Source organism: Arthrobacter arabinosi (genome assembly GCF_054511115.1).
In genome coordinates this window covers 658,948-676,866 of sequence record NZ_JBTNDF010000001.1, presented here as the reverse complement: position 1 = coordinate 676,866, position 17,919 = coordinate 658,948, and the positions used below count along the sequence as shown (strand labels likewise).

Genomic DNA, 17,919 nt, shown 5'->3' with positions numbered 1-17,919 from the left:
CGACTCGTGCCTGCAGCGGCACACCGGTACCGTAGTGCATTAGAACGTGTGTTCGACGCCGGGTGGACGCCCGGCGACCTCCGCCCGCAAGCGCCCTTGGAGCTCTTCATGATCAGTTCACTGCGCGGAACAGTGACCCACGTGGGCCTGCACTCCGCCGTCCTCGACGTCAACGGCTTCGGCATGCTGGTCCAGGCGACCCCCCAGACCCTCGCCGGTCTCCGGGTGGGGGAGCAGGCCACCGTCGCCACCGCCATGATCGTGCGGGAGGACTCGATGACGCTGTTCGGCTTCGAGGACGCCGACCAGCGGGAGGTCTTCGAGACCCTCCTCGCGGTCAGCGGCGTCGGGCCCCGCCTCGCCCTCGCCGTCCTCGCCGTCCACACGCCCGAGGCCATCCGCATCGCGGCCGCCTCGGGCGACGACAAGGCGTTCAGCAAGGTCTCCGGCATCGGCCCCAAGGGCGCCCGCCGGATCGTCCTCGAACTCGCCGGCAAGCTGGTCCCGCTCGACGCGAAGCCCGGCGTACCCAAGCAGACGTGGCAGGGCCAGGTCCTCACCGCCATGATGGGCCTCGGCTGGTCCGAGAAGGACGCCGGCGCGGCGATCGACGCCGCCGTCGACGAGGCTCCCGAGGTCGCCGCGACCGGTGATGTGGGCCAGATCCTGAAACTCACGCTGCGCAGGCTCGGCCAGGACGGCGCCCGCAGCTCGGCCCGGACGACGGTGGGCGGATGACGGGCGAGCAGCAGGAGGACGCGCCGCTCGTCGCGCCGGCCGCCGACCCGGAGGACCGCGCCGTCGAGGCCGCGCTCCGGCCCAAGAACCTCGACGACTTCGTGGGCCAGAAGCGCGTGCGCCGGCAGCTCTCGCTCGTCCTCGAGGCATCCCGCCTCCGCGGACGCAGCGCCGACCACGTGCTGCTGTCCGGCCCTCCCGGCCTCGGGAAGACGACGCTCGCGATGATCATCGCGGCCGAGATGAACGCGCCCCTGCGCATCACGTCCGGTCCCGCCATCCAGCACGCCGGGGACCTCGCGGCCATCCTGTCCTCCCTCACCGAGGGCGAGGTCCTCTTCCTCGACGAGATCCACCGCATGTCCCGGCCCGCCGAGGAGATGCTGTACATGGCCATGGAGGACTTCCGCGTCGACATCATCGTCGGCAAGGGGCCCGGCGCCACCGCGATTCCGCTGGAGCTGCCGCCGTTCACCCTCGTGGGCGCGACGACCCGCGCGGGGCTCCTTCCCGGCCCACTCCGGGACCGCTTCGGCTTCACGGGGCACCTCGAGTTCTACTCGACGGAGGAGCTGGAGCTCGTGCTCCGCCGCTCCGCGATGCTTATGGACATGAAGGTCAGTTCGGCCGCGTTCGCGGAGATCGCCGGCCGGTCGCGGGGCACCCCGCGTATCTCGAACCGCCTGCTCCGGCGCGTCCGGGACTGGGCGCTCGTGCACGGCGCCGACCTCATCGACGCCCGGTCCGCGGGCGCGGCGCTCGACATGTACGAGGTGGACGCGCGGGGCCTCGACCGGCTGGACCGCTCGGTGCTCACCGCGCTCATCACCAAGTTCAACGGCGGGCCCGTGGGACTGTCGACGCTCGCGATCGCCGTGGGCGAGGAGCCGGAGACGGTCGAGACCGTCGCCGAACCGTACCTGGTCCGCGAGGGCATGCTCGGGCGCACCCCGCGCGGGCGGATCGCGACGGCCGCCGCGTGGCGGCACCTCGGCATCGAGATGCCCCAGAACGTCGCGGCCGCGATGCCCGAGGACCTGTTCTCCGTCGCGCCGGAGGACCTGATGGCCACGGAATCGACGGTTGACAGTTGGGCCCAGCCGGACTCCTGACGCGGGGACGCCCAGGAATCGGCTTTACACTGGTGTCTCACGATGTGTGCCGCGGCACAGTCCTGCCACCCAGACCCCAGTCCCAGGAACGGATCCCCAGTGCTTGCACATGTAGTCGCCCAGCCCACCACCGGACAGACCGGCGGCTTCGACATCTTCAGTCTGCTGCTCCCGCTGGCCCTGGCCTTCCTCCTCTTCACCATGTTCCGCCGGCAACGGAAGGCGCAGCAGCAGGTCAAGGAGATGCGCACCCAGATGGAACCCGGCACCGAGGTCATGACCCAGTTCGGTCTCTTCGGCACCGTCGTCTCGATCGACCAGGAGAACAACAAGGCCGTCCTCGAACTCTCGCCCGGCACCTTCGCGACCGTCCACACGCAGGCGCTCTCGAAGGTGGTCCAGCAGGAACCCGCCGCCGGGGCTGCAGACGCCGCCGTCCCCGACCCGACGGACCGGACCGGTTCCGACGGCGCCTCGGTGCCCGACGACGTGTCCTCGATCGACGGCGTCGACCGCCGCCCGGCCGGCGGGTCCACCGCCGCGGGAACCCCCGGGTCGACGTCGGGCGTGGAGAGCCCCGAGGAGACGCTGGAGCGCCTGAACCGGGAGTCCCAGCGGGAAAACCGCGACGCGCGCGACGCCCGCGACCCCAAAGCGAACCCCGACAACTAGCATTCCGTAGGGCGCCGGTACCCGTACCGGCGCCCCCACGATCAACCGGCGCACCAGACGCGCCACTGCATAAGGACATCCCACCATGCCTCGTACCGGTCCCGGGACGGCAGCCAAGCGGACACTAGTCTGGCTGGGCGTACTGACAGCACTGCTCGCAACCCTGCTGGGAGCAGGCTCCTACTGGAGCACCGCGAGCTGGAGCCCGCGCCTGGCCCTCGACCTCGAGGGCGGGACGCAGATGATCCTCGCCCCCCGGGTCCAGGACGGCAGCGAGATCACGCCCGAACAGCTCGACCAGGCGGTGGAGATCATCCGCCAGCGCGTCGACGGCTCCGGCGTCGCCGAAGCGGAGATCAACACCCAGTCCGGCCAGAACGTCATCGTCTCCCTGCCCGGCACCCCCGACGCGCAGACACGCGATCTCATCCAGGCCTCCGCGCAGATGGAGTTCCGCCCCGTCCTCGCCGGCGGGCCCGGCCAGGCCCCGGCCGCGGAGACGCCGACGCCGGAGGATCAGCTCCCCAAGCCGGCGGCGGAACCGAAGGACGCGAGCGACCCCAACTGGATCACCCCCGAGCTCTACAAGGAGTTCGAGGCCCTCGACTGCCTGGACCCGGCAGCACTGGAACCGGCCGAGGAGCCCGCGCCCGCCGACAAGCCGATGGTCGCGTGCGAGCCGGACACCCAGGGCAAGTACATCCTCGGCCCCGTCGAGGTGCCGGGAACGGACATCTCCACGGCGAGCTACGGGCTGCAGCGCAGCCAGGGCGGCCAGACGCTCAACACCTGGGCCGTGAACATCGACTTCAACGACGAGGGCACGAAGACCTTCCGCGAGGTCACCGAGCGCCTGTACGCGATCGGTGACGGCGACCCGCGGAACCAGTTCGCGATCGTCCTCGACGGGCGCATCGTGTCCGCGCCGACCACCAACGCCGTCATCCCCGACGGCAACCCCCAGATCAGCGGCAACTTCACCGAGGAATCAGCGGCCGCCCTCGCGGAGCAGCTCAAGTACGGTGCACTGCCGATCAGCTTCGAGATCCAGAGCGAACAGCAGATCTCGGCCACGCTGGGTGCCGACCAGCTGCGCCTCGGGCTCATCGCCGGCCTGATCGGGCTCCTCCTCGTCGCCGCGTACTCGATGTTCCAGTACCGTCTCCTCGGCCTGGTCACCATCGCATCGCTCGTCGTCGCCGGTGTCCTGACCTACCTGGCCATCTGCATCCTCGGCTGGACGGAGAACTACCGCCTCTCGCTCGCCGGGGTCGCCGGGCTCATCGTGGCCATCGGCCAGACGGCCGACTCGTTCATCGTCTACTTCGAGCGCATCCGTGACGAGCTCCGCGACGGACGCGGCCTCGTCTCCGCCGTCGAGAACGGCTGGCGGCGTGCCAAGCGCACGGTGCTCGCGTCGAAGGCCGTGAACCTGCTGGCCGCCCTCGTGCTGTTCTTCGTCGCCGTCGGCAACGTGCGCGGGTTCGCGTTCACGCTCGGCCTCACCGCCATCGCCGACCTCATCGTCGTCTTCCTCTTCACCCACCCGGTCCTCCGGCTCCTGGCCCGGACCAAGTTCTTCGGCGAGGGACACCCCTGGTCCGGCCTGGATCCGAGGCGCCTCGGCGGCATCCCGCTGTACCGCGGCGCCGGCCGCCTCCGCCAGCCGGGCGAGGGCACCGCGAAGCCGGTCGCCGTCGCACGGACCAAGAACAAGGGCGCGTCGGCCGAGGCCGAGCGGCGCCTCACCATCGCCGAGCGTCGTCGCGCGGAACAGCAGAAGGCCCTCGCGGGCCGCACCGGTTCGTCCAGGAAAGAGACCACCGAATGAGCCGCACCAACTTCGCCACCTTCGGTAACGAGCTGTACTCGGGGAAACGCTCCTACCCCTTCGTCGCCAAAAGGAACCTCTGGTTCCTGATCGCCGGGGTCGCCCTGCTGATCTCGATCATCATCCCGGTGGTCAAGGGCGGCTTCAACCTCGGCATCGACTTCCGGGGCGGCTCCGAGTTCACCGTGTCCGCCACGCAGAACACCGATGTCGCGGTCGGCGAACAGGCCGTGACCGACGTCGTCCCCGAGGCCGTCCCGCGCGTCACCAACATCGCGGGGGACACGATGCGCATCCAGACGGAGCGTCTCTCCGACGACCAGACACTGAGCGTCCGCGACAACCTCGCTGCCGGGTACGGCGTCGACGAGGACCAGGTCACCTCGAGCTTCGTGGGCCCCACCTGGGGTGAGGACGTCAGCCGGCAGGCCCTGATCGGGTTCGGTGTGTTCGTCCTGCTGGCCGCGATCCTCATGGCCGTCTACTTCCGCACCTGGAAGATGGCCCTCGCCGCGATGGCCGCCCTCGTGGTCGTCATGGTCGTCACGGCCGGGCTCTACTCGCTGAGCGACTTCGAGGTCACGCCCTCGGCGATCATCGGCTTCCTCACGATCCTGAGCTACGCCCTGTACGACACGGTGGTGGTGTTCGACAAGATCCGCGAGAACACCGCGGAGGTGAGGACCTCGACCGACCGCACGTTCGCCGAGCAGGTCAACCTGGCCGTGAACCAGACGCTGGTCCGGTCGATCAACACCTCGGTCGTCGCGATCCTCCCGGTCGCCTCGATCCTCTTCATCGGGTCCTTCCTGCTCGGCGCCGGAACCCTGCAGGACCTGTCGCTGGCCCTGTTCATCGGCATCATCCTCGGCACCCTCGGCACCATCTTCATCGCCGCGCCGCTCTACGCGGCGCTCCGGATCAACGAGCCGGAGCTGAGGGAGCAGGAGCAGAAGGTCCTCGGCAGGCGGTCGCTGGAAGCCGCCCACGCCTGAGCCCCGTCCCGCCGCAGCGCCGCGATCGGCCGCAGGAGACCCGTACGGGTCTCCTGCGGCCGATGCCGTTCAGCGCGCGGCTAGAATTGAACCGTCGCATGACCGCTGTTATCGCGGGTGCTCCAGGGCTCCGGGATCGAGATCGAGGGATGGCACATGGCTGAAGCGGTGAACCCCGCTGTAGGGTCCGACGGCGGCCCGGGCCCGTCCACGACGGGCCCGACCGGTCCGATCGCCACGGATGCCCCGCGCCCCGGTCCGTCCCACGCGCTCGTGCAGCCGGAGACGCCGTCCTCCGCGCCGTCCGCGACGAGCGCCGACCAGGTGGCTCCCGGCAGGCGCGGCCGGACCCGCGCGCGCATCGCCCGGCTCACCGGCCGCGGCTCCTCCGGCTACTCGCCCGTCCTCGAGCCGCTCCTGCGCACCGTCCGGGCGAACAACCCGAAGGAGGACCTGGACCTCATCCAGCGTGCCTACCTCGTCGCCGAACGCAGCCACGAGGGGCAGATGCGCAAGAGCGGCGACCCGTACATCACGCACCCGGTCGCCGTCGCCACCATCCTGGCCGAGCTCGGCATGACCGGCACCACGCTCGCGGCGGCCCTCCTCCACGACACCGTGGAGGACACCTCGTACACCCTCGCCGAGCTCAAGCGCGACTTCGGGCCCGAAGTGGCCATGCTCGTCGACGGCGTGACGAAGCTCGACAAGGTGTCCTTCGGGGACGCCGCCCAGGCCGAGACGGTGCGCAAGATGGTCGTCGCCATGGCGAAGGACATCCGGGTCCTCGTGATCAAGCTGGCCGACCGGCTGCACAACGCCCGCACGTGGCGTTTCGTCTCGGCCGCCTCGTCGGCCAAGAAGGCCCGGGAGACCCTCGAGATCTTCGCTCCGCTGGCGCACCGCCTGGGCATGAACACCATCAAGTGGGAGCTGGAGGACCTGTCCTTCGCGGCGCTGCACCCCAAGGTGTACGAGGAGATCGTCCGCATGGTGGGGGACAGGACCCCGGAGCGGGAGAAGCACCTCAGCCTCGTGCGGAACCAGATCGAGGAAGACCTCCGGGCCGTGAAGATCAAGGCGACGATCACGGGACGGCCCAAGCACTACTACTCCATCTACCAGAAGATGATCGTCCGCGGTAAGGACTTCGACGACATCCACGACCTGATGGGCGTGCGCGTCCTAGTGGACAGCGTGCGCGACTGCTACGCGACCCTCGGCTCCCTGCATTCGCGCTGGAACCCCCTGCCCGGGCGGTTCAAGGACTACATCGCGATGCCGAAGTTCAACATGTACCAGTCACTCCACACCACGGTGATCGGTCCGGGCGGCAAACCCGTCGAGATCCAGATCCGTACCCACGACATGCACCGCCGCGCCGAGTACGGCGTCGCCGCGCACTGGAAGTACAAGAGCGGCGGCCGGCAGCTCGAGGCGCAGGACGGCGGCGACATGGGGTGGCTGCGCAGCCTGGTGGACTGGCAGCAGGAGACCTCGGACCCCAACGAGTTCCTGGATTCCCTGCGGTTCGAGATCAACGCCCGGGAGGTGTTCGTCTTCACGCCCAAGGGGGAGGTGATGGCGCTGCCGGCCGGGTCCACGCCGGTGGACTTCGCGTACGCGGTGCATACCGAGGTGGGCCACCGGACCATCGGGGCGAGGGTGAACGGGAAGCTCGTCCCCCTGAACAGCGAGCTCAACCACGGCGACTCCGTGGAGATCTTCACCTCGAAGGCCGAGGGTGCCGGGCCCAGCCAGGACTGGCAGGGCTTCGTCAAGAGCCCGCGCGCCCGCAACAAGATCCGGCAGTGGTTCACCAAGGAACGGCGCGAGGAGGCCGTGGACAAGGGCAAGGACCTGCTGACGCGCGCCATGCGCAAGCAGAACCTCCCGCTGCAGCGCATGATGACGCACACCGCCCTGATGACGGTGGCGGAGGAACTCCACCACCAGGACATCTCGGCGCTGTACGCCGCCGTCGGCGACGGCCACACCTCCGCCCAGAACGTCATCGAACACCTCGTGGCCCTCATGGGCGGCCACGAGGGTGCCGAGGAGAGCATCGCGGAGACCGTGGTGGCCACCCAGCCCCGGCGGCCCAAGTTCTCCGACTCCGGGGTGACCGTCCGCGGGGTGGGCGACGTCTGGGTGAAGCTCGCCCGCTGCTGCACGCCCGTGCCCCCGGATCCCATCATCGGGTTCGTCACCCGCGGTTCGGGCGTGTCGGTGCATCGGACCGACTGCCGCAACGTGCAGGAGCTGCGTGACCAGCCGGACCGGATCGTGCCCGTGGACTGGGCTCCCACCCAGTCGAGCGTGTTCCTGGTCGAGATCCAGGTCGAGGCGCTCGACCGCAAGAGCCTGCTCTCCGACGTCACGAGCGTCCTCGCGGAGAACCACGTGAACATCCTGGCGGCCAACGTGAACACGTCCTCGGACCGCGTGGCGATGTCCCGCTTCGCGTTCGAGATGGGCGACCCCAAGTACCTCAGCCACATCCTCAGCGCCGTCCGCCGCATCGACGGCGTGTTCGACGTGTACCGCACCACCGGGTCGCAGCGCCGGTCCTGACGGCGCGTGCCGGGGGAGCACGCCGCCCGTGCCCGCTCACCCCGTGCCCGCCGCTCATCCCGGGCCGGCTCACATTGTGCCCGCTCACACCGTGCCTGCTCACACCGTGCCTGCCGCTCATCCCGGGCCGGCTCACATTGTGCCCGCTCACACCGTGCCTGCTCACACCGTGCCCGCCGCTCATCCCGTGGCCGCCGCCCCGTCGGCGGGCCGGCGGGCCGCACGGACCCTCGACAGCGCGCGGGTCTTCCCGGGCACCCGGGAGGCGTTGACCAGTGCGGCCTCCACGAGGCGGAGCGGGCAGTCCAGCTCCCGGTCCCTGCCGATCGCCCGCAGGATGGCCACGGCCTCGCGGTCCTCGCCGTGCACAGCGATGTCCAGGGCCGTCCGCAGCGGCGTGGTGACCGGCACACCGCCCACGAGGTTCACGTCGAACGGCCCGAGGGCCACCTGATGCATCACGGCCATACTGAAGGGCGGTAGCGCCGTCGTGCGGCGCCGGTGGTCCGTCACGAGGCTGATCACGGCCGGCGGGGGCGCGCACCCGTAGATCCACGCCGCGCAGGTACGCCCCAGGGCGACCCGGGGGCGCACCGACCGCGGGACACACCGTGCGGCGGCCCGTGACCTGATGGGCGGATCCTCCCGGAAGTCGCTCCGTAGATAGGATTCTCCGATCACGAGGCGCACCAGGCCCTCGAGGCGCATGGCCTGCAGTTCCGCCGACGTGAAGATGTCCCCCGCGTGGAAGAGGGCGCCGCCCGTCGACGTGACCGGACGCCGCGCCGCGCCCGGGTAGCGTTCGGGAGGTACTGCGGCGGTGGCGCTGTCCAGGGGGGCCATCACCCCAGCATGGGGACTGCGCCGCCCACGCAGAAGCCCTCCGGCACCCATGTGGACAAGGGGACCGGAGGGCCGTCGATGCTGTCGGCGGGCGCCTGCGCTAGGAGAAGTCCTGGGCCGATCGCTGCAGCATGTCGAGCCACTGCTCCCGTGCTGCCAGCGCTTCCCGGGCGGAGGCGATCTTCTTGGCGTCACCGGCGCGTTCGGCGTCCGCGAGGTCGTCCTTCAGCTGCGCGATGGTGGCCTCGAGCTGGCTGAGCGCGCTGTTGGTGCGCGCCTTCGTCTCGGGGTTCGTCTTCGTCCAGTGCTCGTCGTCGGCGGCCCTGACGGCGTCCTCCACCTTGCGGAGGCCGGCGTCGATGCGGCCCATGTCGGCGCGGGGGACCTTGCCGGCCTCGTCCCACCGGTCGCGGACGGACTGCAGGGCCTTCTTCGCGGCGGCGAGATCCCTGATCGGCAGGATCTGCTGGGCTTCCCGCAGCAGGGCCTCCTTGGCCTCGAGATTGCCCGCGTACTCCTCGTCGACGGCTTCGTTCGCGGACTTGCGCGCCTCGAAGAAACGGTCCTGCGCGGCGCGGAAACGGGCCCACAGCGCGTCGTCGTCCTTGCGGCTGGCGCGCTTGGACGCCTTCCACTCGTCCATCAGGCGCCGGTACTCGGCCGCCGTCTGGCCCCAGTCCGTGGAGCCGGACAGCTGCTCGGCGCGCTTGATGAGCGACTCCTTGGCCTGCTTCGCCTCGGCATTGTCGCTGTCCAGCTGGGAGAAGTAGGCGCGACGGTGGCGGTCGAAGACGGTCCGGGCGGACCGGAAGCGCTTCCAGAGCGAGTCCTCCGTGCCTCGGCCGAGCCTCGGCCCGTTCTTCTGGGCGGCCTTCCAGAGCTCGAACAGTTCGTTCATCCGGGTGCTGCTGGCTTTCCACTGCACGGTGGAGGGATCACGGTCGGCGAGTTCCTCCGCTTCCGCCACGATCGCCTCGCGGGCCGCGAGCTCCCGGGCCTTCAGCTCGTCCTGCACGGCCCGCTCGGCCTTCTCCAGGCCGCCGATGGCCTGGAGCAGGGCGTCGATGCGTGCCTCGAGCGCGAGGACGTCGCCGACCACCTTGCGTTCGCCGACCTGCGCGCGCAGGTGCTTGGCCGTCTTGGCCATGTCCGATGCCGGCGCCTTGGCCTGCACGCGCTGCTCGAGGAGCGCCACCTGGCTCACGACGTCGTCGTACTTGCGGACGAAGTAGGCGAGGGCCTCCTCGCGCGTCGCATCCGGGTACTGGCCGACCGCGTGCTCCTCACCGCCGACGAGCAGGAAGACGTGGCCGTCCTCCTCGACCCGCGCGAACCGGGCGGCCTCGGCGAGGGGCGTGCTGTGGGCGAGGGGTGCGGCGACCGGGGTGGCGGCCTTCTTCAGGGCGCGCGGTGCCATCGTCGTGGGCAGCGGCGGGCGGGGAGCGGCCGTCTGCGGTGACGGGGTGGTGGGCGTGGCGGCCTCGGCGGCGAGGGACGGAGCCTCCACCGCGGCGTCGACCGCGGCTGGTGCGTCGACCGGCGCCTCGGCCGGTGCCTCATCGGCCGGGACATCCGACGGCGCGGCACTCCCGGCCTGCGGCTCGGGGGTCTGGATCCCGGCAGGGGTGGCTGCCGGCTCTTCCGGAGCGGGGGACTCCGCGGCCTCGGCCGTTGCGTACCGGGGCGCCGCCGCTTCCTCGACCGTCGCCTCGGGTGCTACGGCGGCGGGCCGCGTCGCGGCGGGCTCGACGGCTGCCGGGGGTTCCACCGCCGCAGCTTCCTCGACCGTCGCGTCGGGCTCCCCGGCCGCGCCGGGTTCCGCCGCGGAGGATGTGCTGATGCCGTCGCCTGCCGCAGCGTCCTGCTGCGGGTCCTGGCCGATGGTCGTTTCGTCGGATTGCTGACTGTCTGTCACCGCTAGAAGTCTTTCACTCGTCGGATGGCCGTGAGCAACGCCGGGGCCATGTCATGCAGGGTCTAGCATTCCATCGGTCACGCCGGTCGGGGCACGGCGGCCTTCCGGCCATTCTCGCCGAGCACCCCGCCCCTGGCCTGAACACCCGGAACCTGCCCTGAGGCTACTTTACCCACTGGCCACCGTTCCGCGGCATGGCCGGAGGACCACGCACCGGGCTGGACGGCCCGCCCCGATCCGCCCCGCGCTTTTCCTGCGGAGGGTGCCCGCCGCCTAGGATTGAGGCCGCAGAACCGGATCGTCCCGCCGTCGGGCCGAGGACCGGAAACCCCGTGCAGGAGGAGATCCCCCGAATGGCCCGCAAGGCATCACTGTCCGGCTTTCCCGAGTGGCTCCCCGAGGAGCGCCTGATCGAGCTCCACGTGCTCGAGGTACTGCAGCGAACGTTCGAGCTGCACGGGTTCTCCAGCATCGAGACCCGCGCCGTCGAGACCGTGGACCACCTCCTCCGCAAGGGTGAGATCGACAAGGAGGTCTACGCGGTCTCCCGACTGCAGGCCGACGAGGCGTCCGCGTCGGAGAGCGGGCTGGCCCTGCACTACGACCTCACCGTGCCGTTCGCACGCTACGTCGTCGAGAACGCCGGCCACCTCGCGTTCCCCTTCCGCAGGTTCCAGATCCAGAAGTGCTGGCGCGGCGAGCGGCCCCAGGAGGGCCGTGCCCGCGAGTTCACGCAGGCCGACATCGACGTCGTCGGCGACGGCGTGCTGCCGTTCCGGTACGACGTCGAACTCGCCCTCGCCGTCGTCGAGGCACTCGGAGCCCTGCCGATCCCCGCCTTCACCCTGCGGGTCAACAACCGGAAGCTCGCCGAGGGTTTCTACCGTGCGATCGGGCTCGAGGACACGGCGGCGGTCCTGCGCAGCATCGACAAGCTCGAGAAGATCGGCCCCGAGAAGGTCGGCGCGCTGCTGCGCGACGAGGTCGGCGCGGACGAGGAGCAGGTGCGTCTCGCCCTCGAACTCGCGGGGATCCGCACCCCGGACACGTCCTTCGTGGACAGGGTCCGGGCCCTCGGCGTCACGAACGAGCTGCTGGAGGAAGGCCTCGAGGAGCTCCGGCAGGTCGTCGGCGAGGCGTCGCGGCGCGCGCCGGGGCGGGTGGTCGCCGACCTCAGCATCGCCCGCGGGCTCGACTACTACACGGGCACCGTCTACGAGACGGTGCTCGACGGCCACGAGGGTCTCGGCTCCATCTGCTCCGGTGGCCGCTACGACGCCCTCGCGCGCAAGGGCAGCCGCACCTTCCCCGGCGTCGGGCTCTCCATCGGCGTCACCCGGATCGTCTCGCGGATCCTCAGCCAGGGCTTCGCCACGGTCTCCCGCCCGGTCCCGACGGTGGTCCTGGTGACCCTCGCCGACGACGACGCCTGGTCGCAGGCGCAGGACGTCGCGACGGCGCTCCGGAGCCGCGGCATCTCGGCGGAGGTGGCCGCGACCGCCGAGAGGTTCGGGAAGCAGATCAAGTTCGCCGACCGCCGCGGCATCCCGTTCGTCTGGTTCACCGCCGCGGACGGCTCGCACGAGGTGAAGGACATCCGCTCGGGCGATCAGATGGCGGCGGACCCGGCCTCGTGGGCTCCGCCCGCGGACGACCTCCGGCCCGTCGTCGCCCGCGCCTGACCCACCCGCCCGAGCCTGGACCGGCGCGACGGGTGCAGACCCGGCCTCCACGAACACCTGCGCGTCGCGGGGACACGCAGCGCAGCGGCGGAACGCGTGCACGAAGCCCACGACGCAGGGTCGGGGTCATGCTCCTGCGGCCCGGCGCCGGGCCAGGACCGCGGCGCGGGCGGCGACGCCCACGGAGAGCACCGTGAGCATCGTCAGGACCGACGTCGCCGGCAGCGTGAAGGCGAGCACGAGGCACGCCGCCGCCCCCAGGGCGTTGAGCCAGCGCGGCGCGTACCACTGCCGCTCGGGAAGGGTGAAGGCGGCGATGTTCGCGACCGCGTAGTACACGAGCACCCCGAAGCTGGAGAACCCGACGACGGTCAGCACGTCCGTGGCGAGCAGCAGGACCACGACGACGGCGGCGGTCGCGACGTCGGCCGCCCAGGGCACCGCGAAGCGCGTCGAGACGCGGGAGAGCACCGACGGCAGGTCCCTGTTCCGGGCCATCGCGAGGCTCGTGCGGCCCACGCCCGCGATCAGGGCGAGCAGCGCGCCGAGGCTCGCGAGCGCCGCCGCCACGATGAGCACCGTGTCGAGCACCCCGGAAGCGCCCCCGGGCGGTGAGCCGGCGTCGACGACGTCGCGCAGCGGCGCCGTCGCCCCGGCGAGGCCGTCCGGCCCGAGGGCGTGGAGCAGCGAGAGTGCGAGGAGCAGATAGAGCCCGAGGGTGAAGCCGAGGGCACCGAAGATCGCCGCCGGGATGTTCCGCCGGGGTTCGCGGACCTCCTCGCCCATGGTCGCGATGCGCGCATAGCCCGCGAAGGCGAAGAACAGCAGGGCCGCGCCCTGCAGGACGCCGCCCGCGCCCACCCCGCCGGGACCGCCGGCGGCGGGAGGGGCCGCGGGGGAGCTGAGTGCGACGACGACCACGAAGGCCAGCACGGGCACCACGAGCGAGACGATCACGCGCGTGGCCAGTGCCGTCCGCGTCACCCCGAGGAGGTTCACCACCGTCAGTGCGAGGACGGCGGCCACCCCCGCAGCCTTCTCCGCACCCGGTGCCGCGTAGAGGCCGAACGTGAGGGCCATCGCCGCGCAGGAGGCCAGCTTGCCGGTCACGAAGCCCCACCCGGCGAGGAACCCGGGCCACGGCCCCAGCCGCTCCCGGCCGTACACGTACGTCCCGCCGCTGGAGGGATAGCGGACGGCCAGCGACGCCGTCGCGGCAGCGTTGCAGTAGGCGACGAAGCCCGCGATGACGACGGCGAGGGGCAGCAGCGCCCCCGCCGCCGCGGCGGCGGGGGAGAAGACGACGAACACACCGGCGCCGATCATCGCACCGACGCCGACCGTCGTCGCGTCGAAGCCGCCCATCGCACGGCGGAGTCCGGGCTGCTCGGTCATGATCCTCCTCTGCGACGCCGTGACGCCGTGACGCCGTGACGCCGTGCCCCGGCCGTCCCGGCGGGCTGTCCGGGCTGCGGGGACCGGACCGGTAAAGTTGAACGGGTTTGCACCAACTCTAGGCAGGCGACGCTCGCCTGCGACTCATCGAACGTATCTGTGGGAAGGAATGCTGTGCTCCGCACGCATGAACTCGGCTCGCTTCGGCCCGAGCACGTAGGACAAACGGTCACCCTGGCGGGATGGGTCGCCCGTCGCCGGGACCACGGCGGCGTCGCGTTCCTCGATCTCCGGGATGCCTCCGGCGTCGCGCAGGTCGTCGTCCGCGAGGAGGACGTGTTCTCGACCCTGCGCAACGAGTACGTCCTGCAGATCACCGGCGAGGTCCAGCAGCGCCCCGAGGGCAACGAGAACCCCGCCCTGCCCACGGGCGCGATCGAGGTCATCGCGGACGCCGTGACGATCCTCAACACCTCCGACCCCCTGCCGTTCCAGATCGACGAGCACGTCGAGGTCGGCGAGGAGGCGCGCCTGCGCCACCGCTACCTCGACCTGCGGCGACCCGGCCCGCAGGCCAACCTGCGCCTCCGGTCCGAGGCCAGCCGGATCGCCCGGGAGCTCCTGCACGCCGACGGGTTCGTCGAGATCGAGACCCCCACGCTGACGCGCTCCACCCCCGAGGGCGCCCGCGACTTCCTGGTGCCCGCGCGCCTCGCGCCCGGCTCCTGGTACGCCCTCCCGCAGTCCCCGCAGCTGTTCAAGCAGCTCCTGCAGGTCGGCGGCTTCGAGAAGTACTACCAGCTGGCCCGCTGCTACCGCGACGAGGACTTCCGCGCGGACCGCCAGCCAGAGTTCACCCAGCTCGACATCGAGGCGAGCTTCGTGGAGGAGGACGACATCATCGCCCTCGGCGAGCAGCTCGTCGCCGCGCTCTGGAAGCTCATCGACGTCGAGATCCCCCTGCCGATCCGCCGCATGACGTACGCCGAGGCCATGGCGAAGTACGGATCGGACAAGCCCGACCTCCGCTTCGGCCTCGAGCTGACCGAGCTGACCGACTTCTTCAAGGACACCGGCTTCGGCGTCTTCAAGGCCCCCTACGTCGGAGCCGTCGTCATGCCCGGCGGCGCGTCGCAACCGCGCCGGCAGCTCGACGCCTGGCAGGAGTGGGCCAAGCAGCGCGGCGCCAAGGGCCTCGCCTACGTCCTCATCGACGACGACGGCAGCCTCCGCGGCCCCGTCGCGAAGAACCTCACCGACGCCGAGCGCGAGGGCCTCGCCGGTGCGACCGGCGCAGACCCCGGCGACTGCATCTTCTTCGCGGCCGGCGACAAGGCGTCGTCGCGCGCCATCCTCGGCGCCGCCCGCGTCGAGATCGGCCGCCGCACCGGGCTCATCAGGGAGGGCGACTGGGCCTTCGTGTGGGTGGTCGACGCGCCCATGTTCGAGCCGGCGTCCGCCGCCGTCGCCGCCGGTGACGTCGCCGTCGGAGGCGGTGCGTGGACCGCCGTCCACCACGCCTTCACCTCCCCGAAGCCCGAGTTCCTCGACACCTTCGACACCGACCCCGAGAACGCGATCGCCTACGCGTACGACATCGTCTGCAACGGCAACGAACTCGGCGGCGGGTCCATCCGTATCCACCGGCGCGACGTGCAGGAGCGTGTGTTCGCGGTCATGGGCCTCGGCGCGGAGGAAGCGCAGGAGAAGTTCGGCTTCCTGCTCGAGGGCTTCAAGTACGGCGCGCCTCCCCACGGCGGCATCGCCCTGGGCTGGGACCGCGTCGTCTCGCTCCTCGCGGGCACCGACTCCATCCGCGACGTCATCGCCTTCCCGAAGTCGGGCGGTGGGTTCGACCCGCTGACGGCGGCGCCCGCTCCGATCACGGCGCAGCAGCGCAAGGAGGCCGGCGTCGACGCCAGGCCGAAGGCGGCCGCCGAGGGCTGACCGGCCACTTCCCTCGGGAGGGGTGCCGTCACGGCGGGTGGGTGTCCGGTACACCCGCCGTGACGGCACGGTCACGGGCCCGTCGGAGGCGGACGGCGTCCCTTCCGATTCGCTGTCGGACGAATTATGACCGGCAGGCCTGCAGCGCCCACCGGCTGTGAAATAATCGGGGCAGTACGTGCTCCGGGGTCGGTGTAATTCCGAACCGGCGGTGATAGTCCGCGACCCGTTCAACGTCCCGCACCCGCGGGACGGCGGCGGTTGAGCCGGTGGAATTCCGGGACCGACAGTCAGAGTCTGGATGGGAGAAGCACGAACAGCAGGGACTGACCGCTGCCCGTCGTCGGGCCGCGGCACCTGTCGTGGCAGCAGCCAGGGCGGGGCGTCCCTTCTGCTGCCGTTGCCCGGAGCCGTGGACCCGGTGAAGGATCGGCATGGATTTTCTGCAGTGGCTCTTCGAAGCCCGCATCCCCGTAGGCGGCGGTTCCCTCCTGCTGCGCGAAGTGGCGGGCAACATCTTCGGTCTCCTCAGCGCCCTCGGGGGCATGCGGCGGCGTGTCTGGGCCTGGCCCGTCGGGATCGTCGGCAACCTGCTGCTCCTCACCGTCTTCCTCGGATCCGTCTTCGGCGCCGCCAGTGCAGCCAACCTGCTGGGCCAGGCCGGCCGGCAGGTCATGTTCATCGCCGTCTCGATCTACGGGTGGCGCCGGTGGCGGGCCAGCCGGGACGACGGCGGTGAGGCCGTCACGCCGCGCTGGGCCGGGACGAAGGCGCGCTTCGGCATGGTCGCCTTCATGATCGTCGGCACCTTCGCCCTCACGCCCCTGTTCCGCATGCTCGGGTCCTACGAGCCCGTCTGGGCCGACGCCTGGACGTTCGTCGGGTCCCTCCTCGCCACCTACGGCATGGCGAAGGGCTGGGTGGAGTTCTGGCTCGTGTGGGTCGCCGTCGACCTCGTCGGGGTCCCCCTGCTGTTCAGCGCCGGCTACTACGCCAGCGCCGTCATGTACCTCTTCTACGGGGCGTTCACCCTCGTCGGCTTCGTCGTGTGGGCGCGCGCCCGAAGCACCGAGAAGCCGAGCGTCGAGGTCCTCATGCCGGATCCGACCCTGCGATGAGTACCGCACAGGGCACCCCGACGACGGCGGCAGAGGCGGCCGCGATGCCACGTGCCCTGGACCTCGCGGCCGGCGGCGTGCGTGGCGCCAATCCCCTGGTCGGCGCCGTCCTCCTCTCCGCCGACGGCGCCGTCCTGGGGGAGGGCCACCACCGCGGGGCAGGCACGCCGCACGCCGAGCCCGCCGCCCTCGCCGACGCCCGCCGACGCGGCAACGATCCGCGCGGCGGGACCATGGTCGTGACCCTCGAACCCTGCAACCACACGGGCCGGACCGGTCCGTGCAGCGAGGCGCTCATCGACGCCGGCGTGGCCCGCGTGGTGTACGCGGCCGACGACGTCAACGGTGCCGCCGCCGGCGGCGCCCGGCGGCTGCGGGACGCCGGGGTCGACTGCGTCGGCGGTCTCGAGGCTGCCCGCTCCGAGCACCTCAACCAGCGCTGGACGGCGTCGGTCCGCGAGCGGCGTCCCTTCGTGACCCTCAAGTCCGCGCAGTCCCTCGACGGGAGGGTCGCGGCCCGGGACGGCTCCAGCCAGTGGATCACGGGATCCGCCGCCCGCGCCGACGGCCACCGCATCCGCGCCCTCGCCGACGCCGTCCTCGTCGGCACCGGGACCGTTCTCGCGGACGACCCGCGCCTCACGGCCCGCCCCGACCCGGGCCCCCACCGGCAGGACGACGCCGGGGCCCCGGCCACACCCGCCCGGAACGGCGGCCTCCGGGTCGTCCTGGGACGCACGCCCGTGCCGGCCCACGCCGCCGTGCGCGGGGACGGGTTCCTCCACCTGCCCACCCGGGACGTGGACGAGGCCCTCACCGAACTCCACGCCAGGGGGGTCCGGCACGTCCTCGTCGAGGGCGGCCCGCGCATCGCCTCCGCATTCCTCCGGGCAGGGGTAGTGGACGAGGTGTTCAGCTACATCGCGCCGCTGATGCTCGGCGATGGGGCGCCCGCCTTCCCTGACCTCGGCGTGGGCACCCTTGCCGACGCCGTCCGGTGGGCGCCCGACGATGCCGGCGGCCCCGCCGTCCGGCAGTTCGGCCCCGACGTGCGGCTGCACCTCGGGCCACCGACGCCCGCGATCATCGCCTGACCC

The 17,919-nt window shown here is 71.4% G+C and carries 13 protein-coding genes and 1 riboswitch; of the genes, 10 read left to right on the top strand and 3 right to left on the bottom strand.

The window, feature by feature from the left end:
- Nucleotides 1–108 precede the first annotated feature (108 nt).
- The 6 genes from ruvA to ACX80P_RS03150 all read left to right on the top strand — a co-directional run bounded on the left by ruvA (nucleotide 109) and on the right by ACX80P_RS03150 (nucleotide 7,922).
- Nucleotides 109–738 (top strand): Holliday junction branch migration protein RuvA, encoded by a 630-nt coding sequence (gene ruvA / locus ACX80P_RS03175; protein WP_459276573.1) that lies wholly within the window; start codon nucleotides 109–111, stop codon nucleotides 736–738.
- On the top strand, nucleotides 735–1,850 hold the full coding sequence (gene ruvB, locus ACX80P_RS03170; protein WP_459276572.1) for a Holliday junction branch migration DNA helicase RuvB: 1,116 nt from the start codon (nucleotides 735–737) through the stop codon (nucleotides 1,848–1,850). Before ruvA ends, ruvB begins: the two co-directional genes overlap by 4 nt.
- A gap of 99 nt (nucleotides 1,851–1,949) precedes the next feature.
- A complete protein-coding gene (gene yajC, locus ACX80P_RS03165) occupies nucleotides 1,950–2,522 on the top strand; it encodes a preprotein translocase subunit YajC (protein ID WP_459276571.1) in 573 nt (190 codons plus the stop codon).
- Nucleotides 2,523–2,607: 85 nt separating this feature from the next.
- The gene (gene secD, locus ACX80P_RS03160; protein WP_459276569.1) at nucleotides 2,608–4,353 is read left to right on the top strand and encodes a protein translocase subunit SecD; all 1,746 of its coding nucleotides are present in this window, start codon (nucleotides 2,608–2,610) and stop codon (nucleotides 4,351–4,353) included.
- Entirely contained in the window at nucleotides 4,350–5,348 is a 999-nt protein-coding gene (secF, locus tag ACX80P_RS03155; protein ID WP_459276568.1) for a protein translocase subunit SecF, read from the top strand. Before secD ends, secF begins: the two co-directional genes overlap by 4 nt.
- 156 nt (nucleotides 5,349–5,504) lie before the next feature.
- Nucleotides 5,505–7,922, top strand: a complete 2,418-nt coding sequence (locus tag ACX80P_RS03150) for a RelA/SpoT family protein (protein WP_459276567.1) — start codon at nucleotides 5,505–5,507, stop codon at nucleotides 7,920–7,922.
- Between the two features lie 180 nt (nucleotides 7,923–8,102).
- Here the strand turns inward: ACX80P_RS03150 and ACX80P_RS03145 are convergent, their stop codons facing one another.
- Together ACX80P_RS03145 and ACX80P_RS03140 are read right to left on the bottom strand one after the other, a co-directional pair.
- The gene (locus ACX80P_RS03145; protein WP_459276566.1) at nucleotides 8,103–8,765 is read right to left on the bottom strand and encodes a hypothetical protein; all 663 of its coding nucleotides are present in this window, start codon (nucleotides 8,763–8,765) and stop codon (nucleotides 8,103–8,105) included.
- Between the two features lie 100 nt (nucleotides 8,766–8,865).
- Complete coding sequence (locus ACX80P_RS03140) at nucleotides 8,866–10,680, bottom strand: DUF349 domain-containing protein (protein WP_459276565.1); 1,815 nt, start codon at nucleotides 10,678–10,680, stop codon at nucleotides 8,866–8,868.
- A gap of 353 nt (nucleotides 10,681–11,033) precedes the next feature.
- Here ACX80P_RS03140 and hisS point away from each other — a divergent pair, with 353 nt between their 5' ends.
- Nucleotides 11,034–12,362, top strand: a complete 1,329-nt coding sequence (gene hisS / locus ACX80P_RS03135; protein ID WP_459276564.1) for a histidine--tRNA ligase — start codon at nucleotides 11,034–11,036, stop codon at nucleotides 12,360–12,362.
- Nucleotides 12,363–12,488: 126 nt separating this feature from the next.
- On the opposite strand, the gene ACX80P_RS03130 is transcribed toward hisS, so the two are convergent.
- The gene (locus ACX80P_RS03130) at nucleotides 12,489–13,757 is read right to left on the bottom strand and encodes an APC family permease (protein ID WP_459276563.1); all 1,269 of its coding nucleotides are present in this window, start codon (nucleotides 13,755–13,757) and stop codon (nucleotides 12,489–12,491) included.
- A gap of 174 nt (nucleotides 13,758–13,931) precedes the next feature.
- On the opposite strand from ACX80P_RS03130, the gene aspS reads away from it, so the two are divergent.
- The 3 genes from aspS to ribD all read left to right on the top strand — a co-directional run bounded on the left by aspS (nucleotide 13,932) and on the right by ribD (nucleotide 17,916).
- Entirely contained in the window at nucleotides 13,932–15,704 is a 1,773-nt protein-coding gene (aspS, locus tag ACX80P_RS03125; RefSeq protein ID WP_459276562.1) for an aspartate--tRNA ligase, read from the top strand.
- Nucleotides 15,705–15,879: 175 nt separating this feature from the next.
- Nucleotides 15,880–16,021, top strand: a riboswitch (FMN riboswitch).
- A 117-nt stretch (nucleotides 16,022–16,138) separates the two neighbouring features.
- Nucleotides 16,139–16,822 (top strand): nicotinamide riboside transporter PnuC, encoded by a 684-nt coding sequence (gene pnuC, locus ACX80P_RS03120; protein ID WP_459276561.1) that lies wholly within the window; start codon nucleotides 16,139–16,141, stop codon nucleotides 16,820–16,822.
- Nucleotides 16,819–17,916 carry a bifunctional diaminohydroxyphosphoribosylaminopyrimidine deaminase/5-amino-6-(5-phosphoribosylamino)uracil reductase RibD gene (gene ribD / locus ACX80P_RS03115; RefSeq protein WP_459276560.1) on the top strand — a complete coding sequence of 366 codons (1,098 nt, stop codon included), beginning with the start codon at nucleotides 16,819–16,821 and terminating at the stop codon, nucleotides 17,914–17,916. The genes pnuC and ribD overlap by 4 nt, the downstream gene beginning before the upstream one ends.
- The last annotated feature ends 3 nt before the right edge of the window (nucleotides 17,917–17,919 follow it).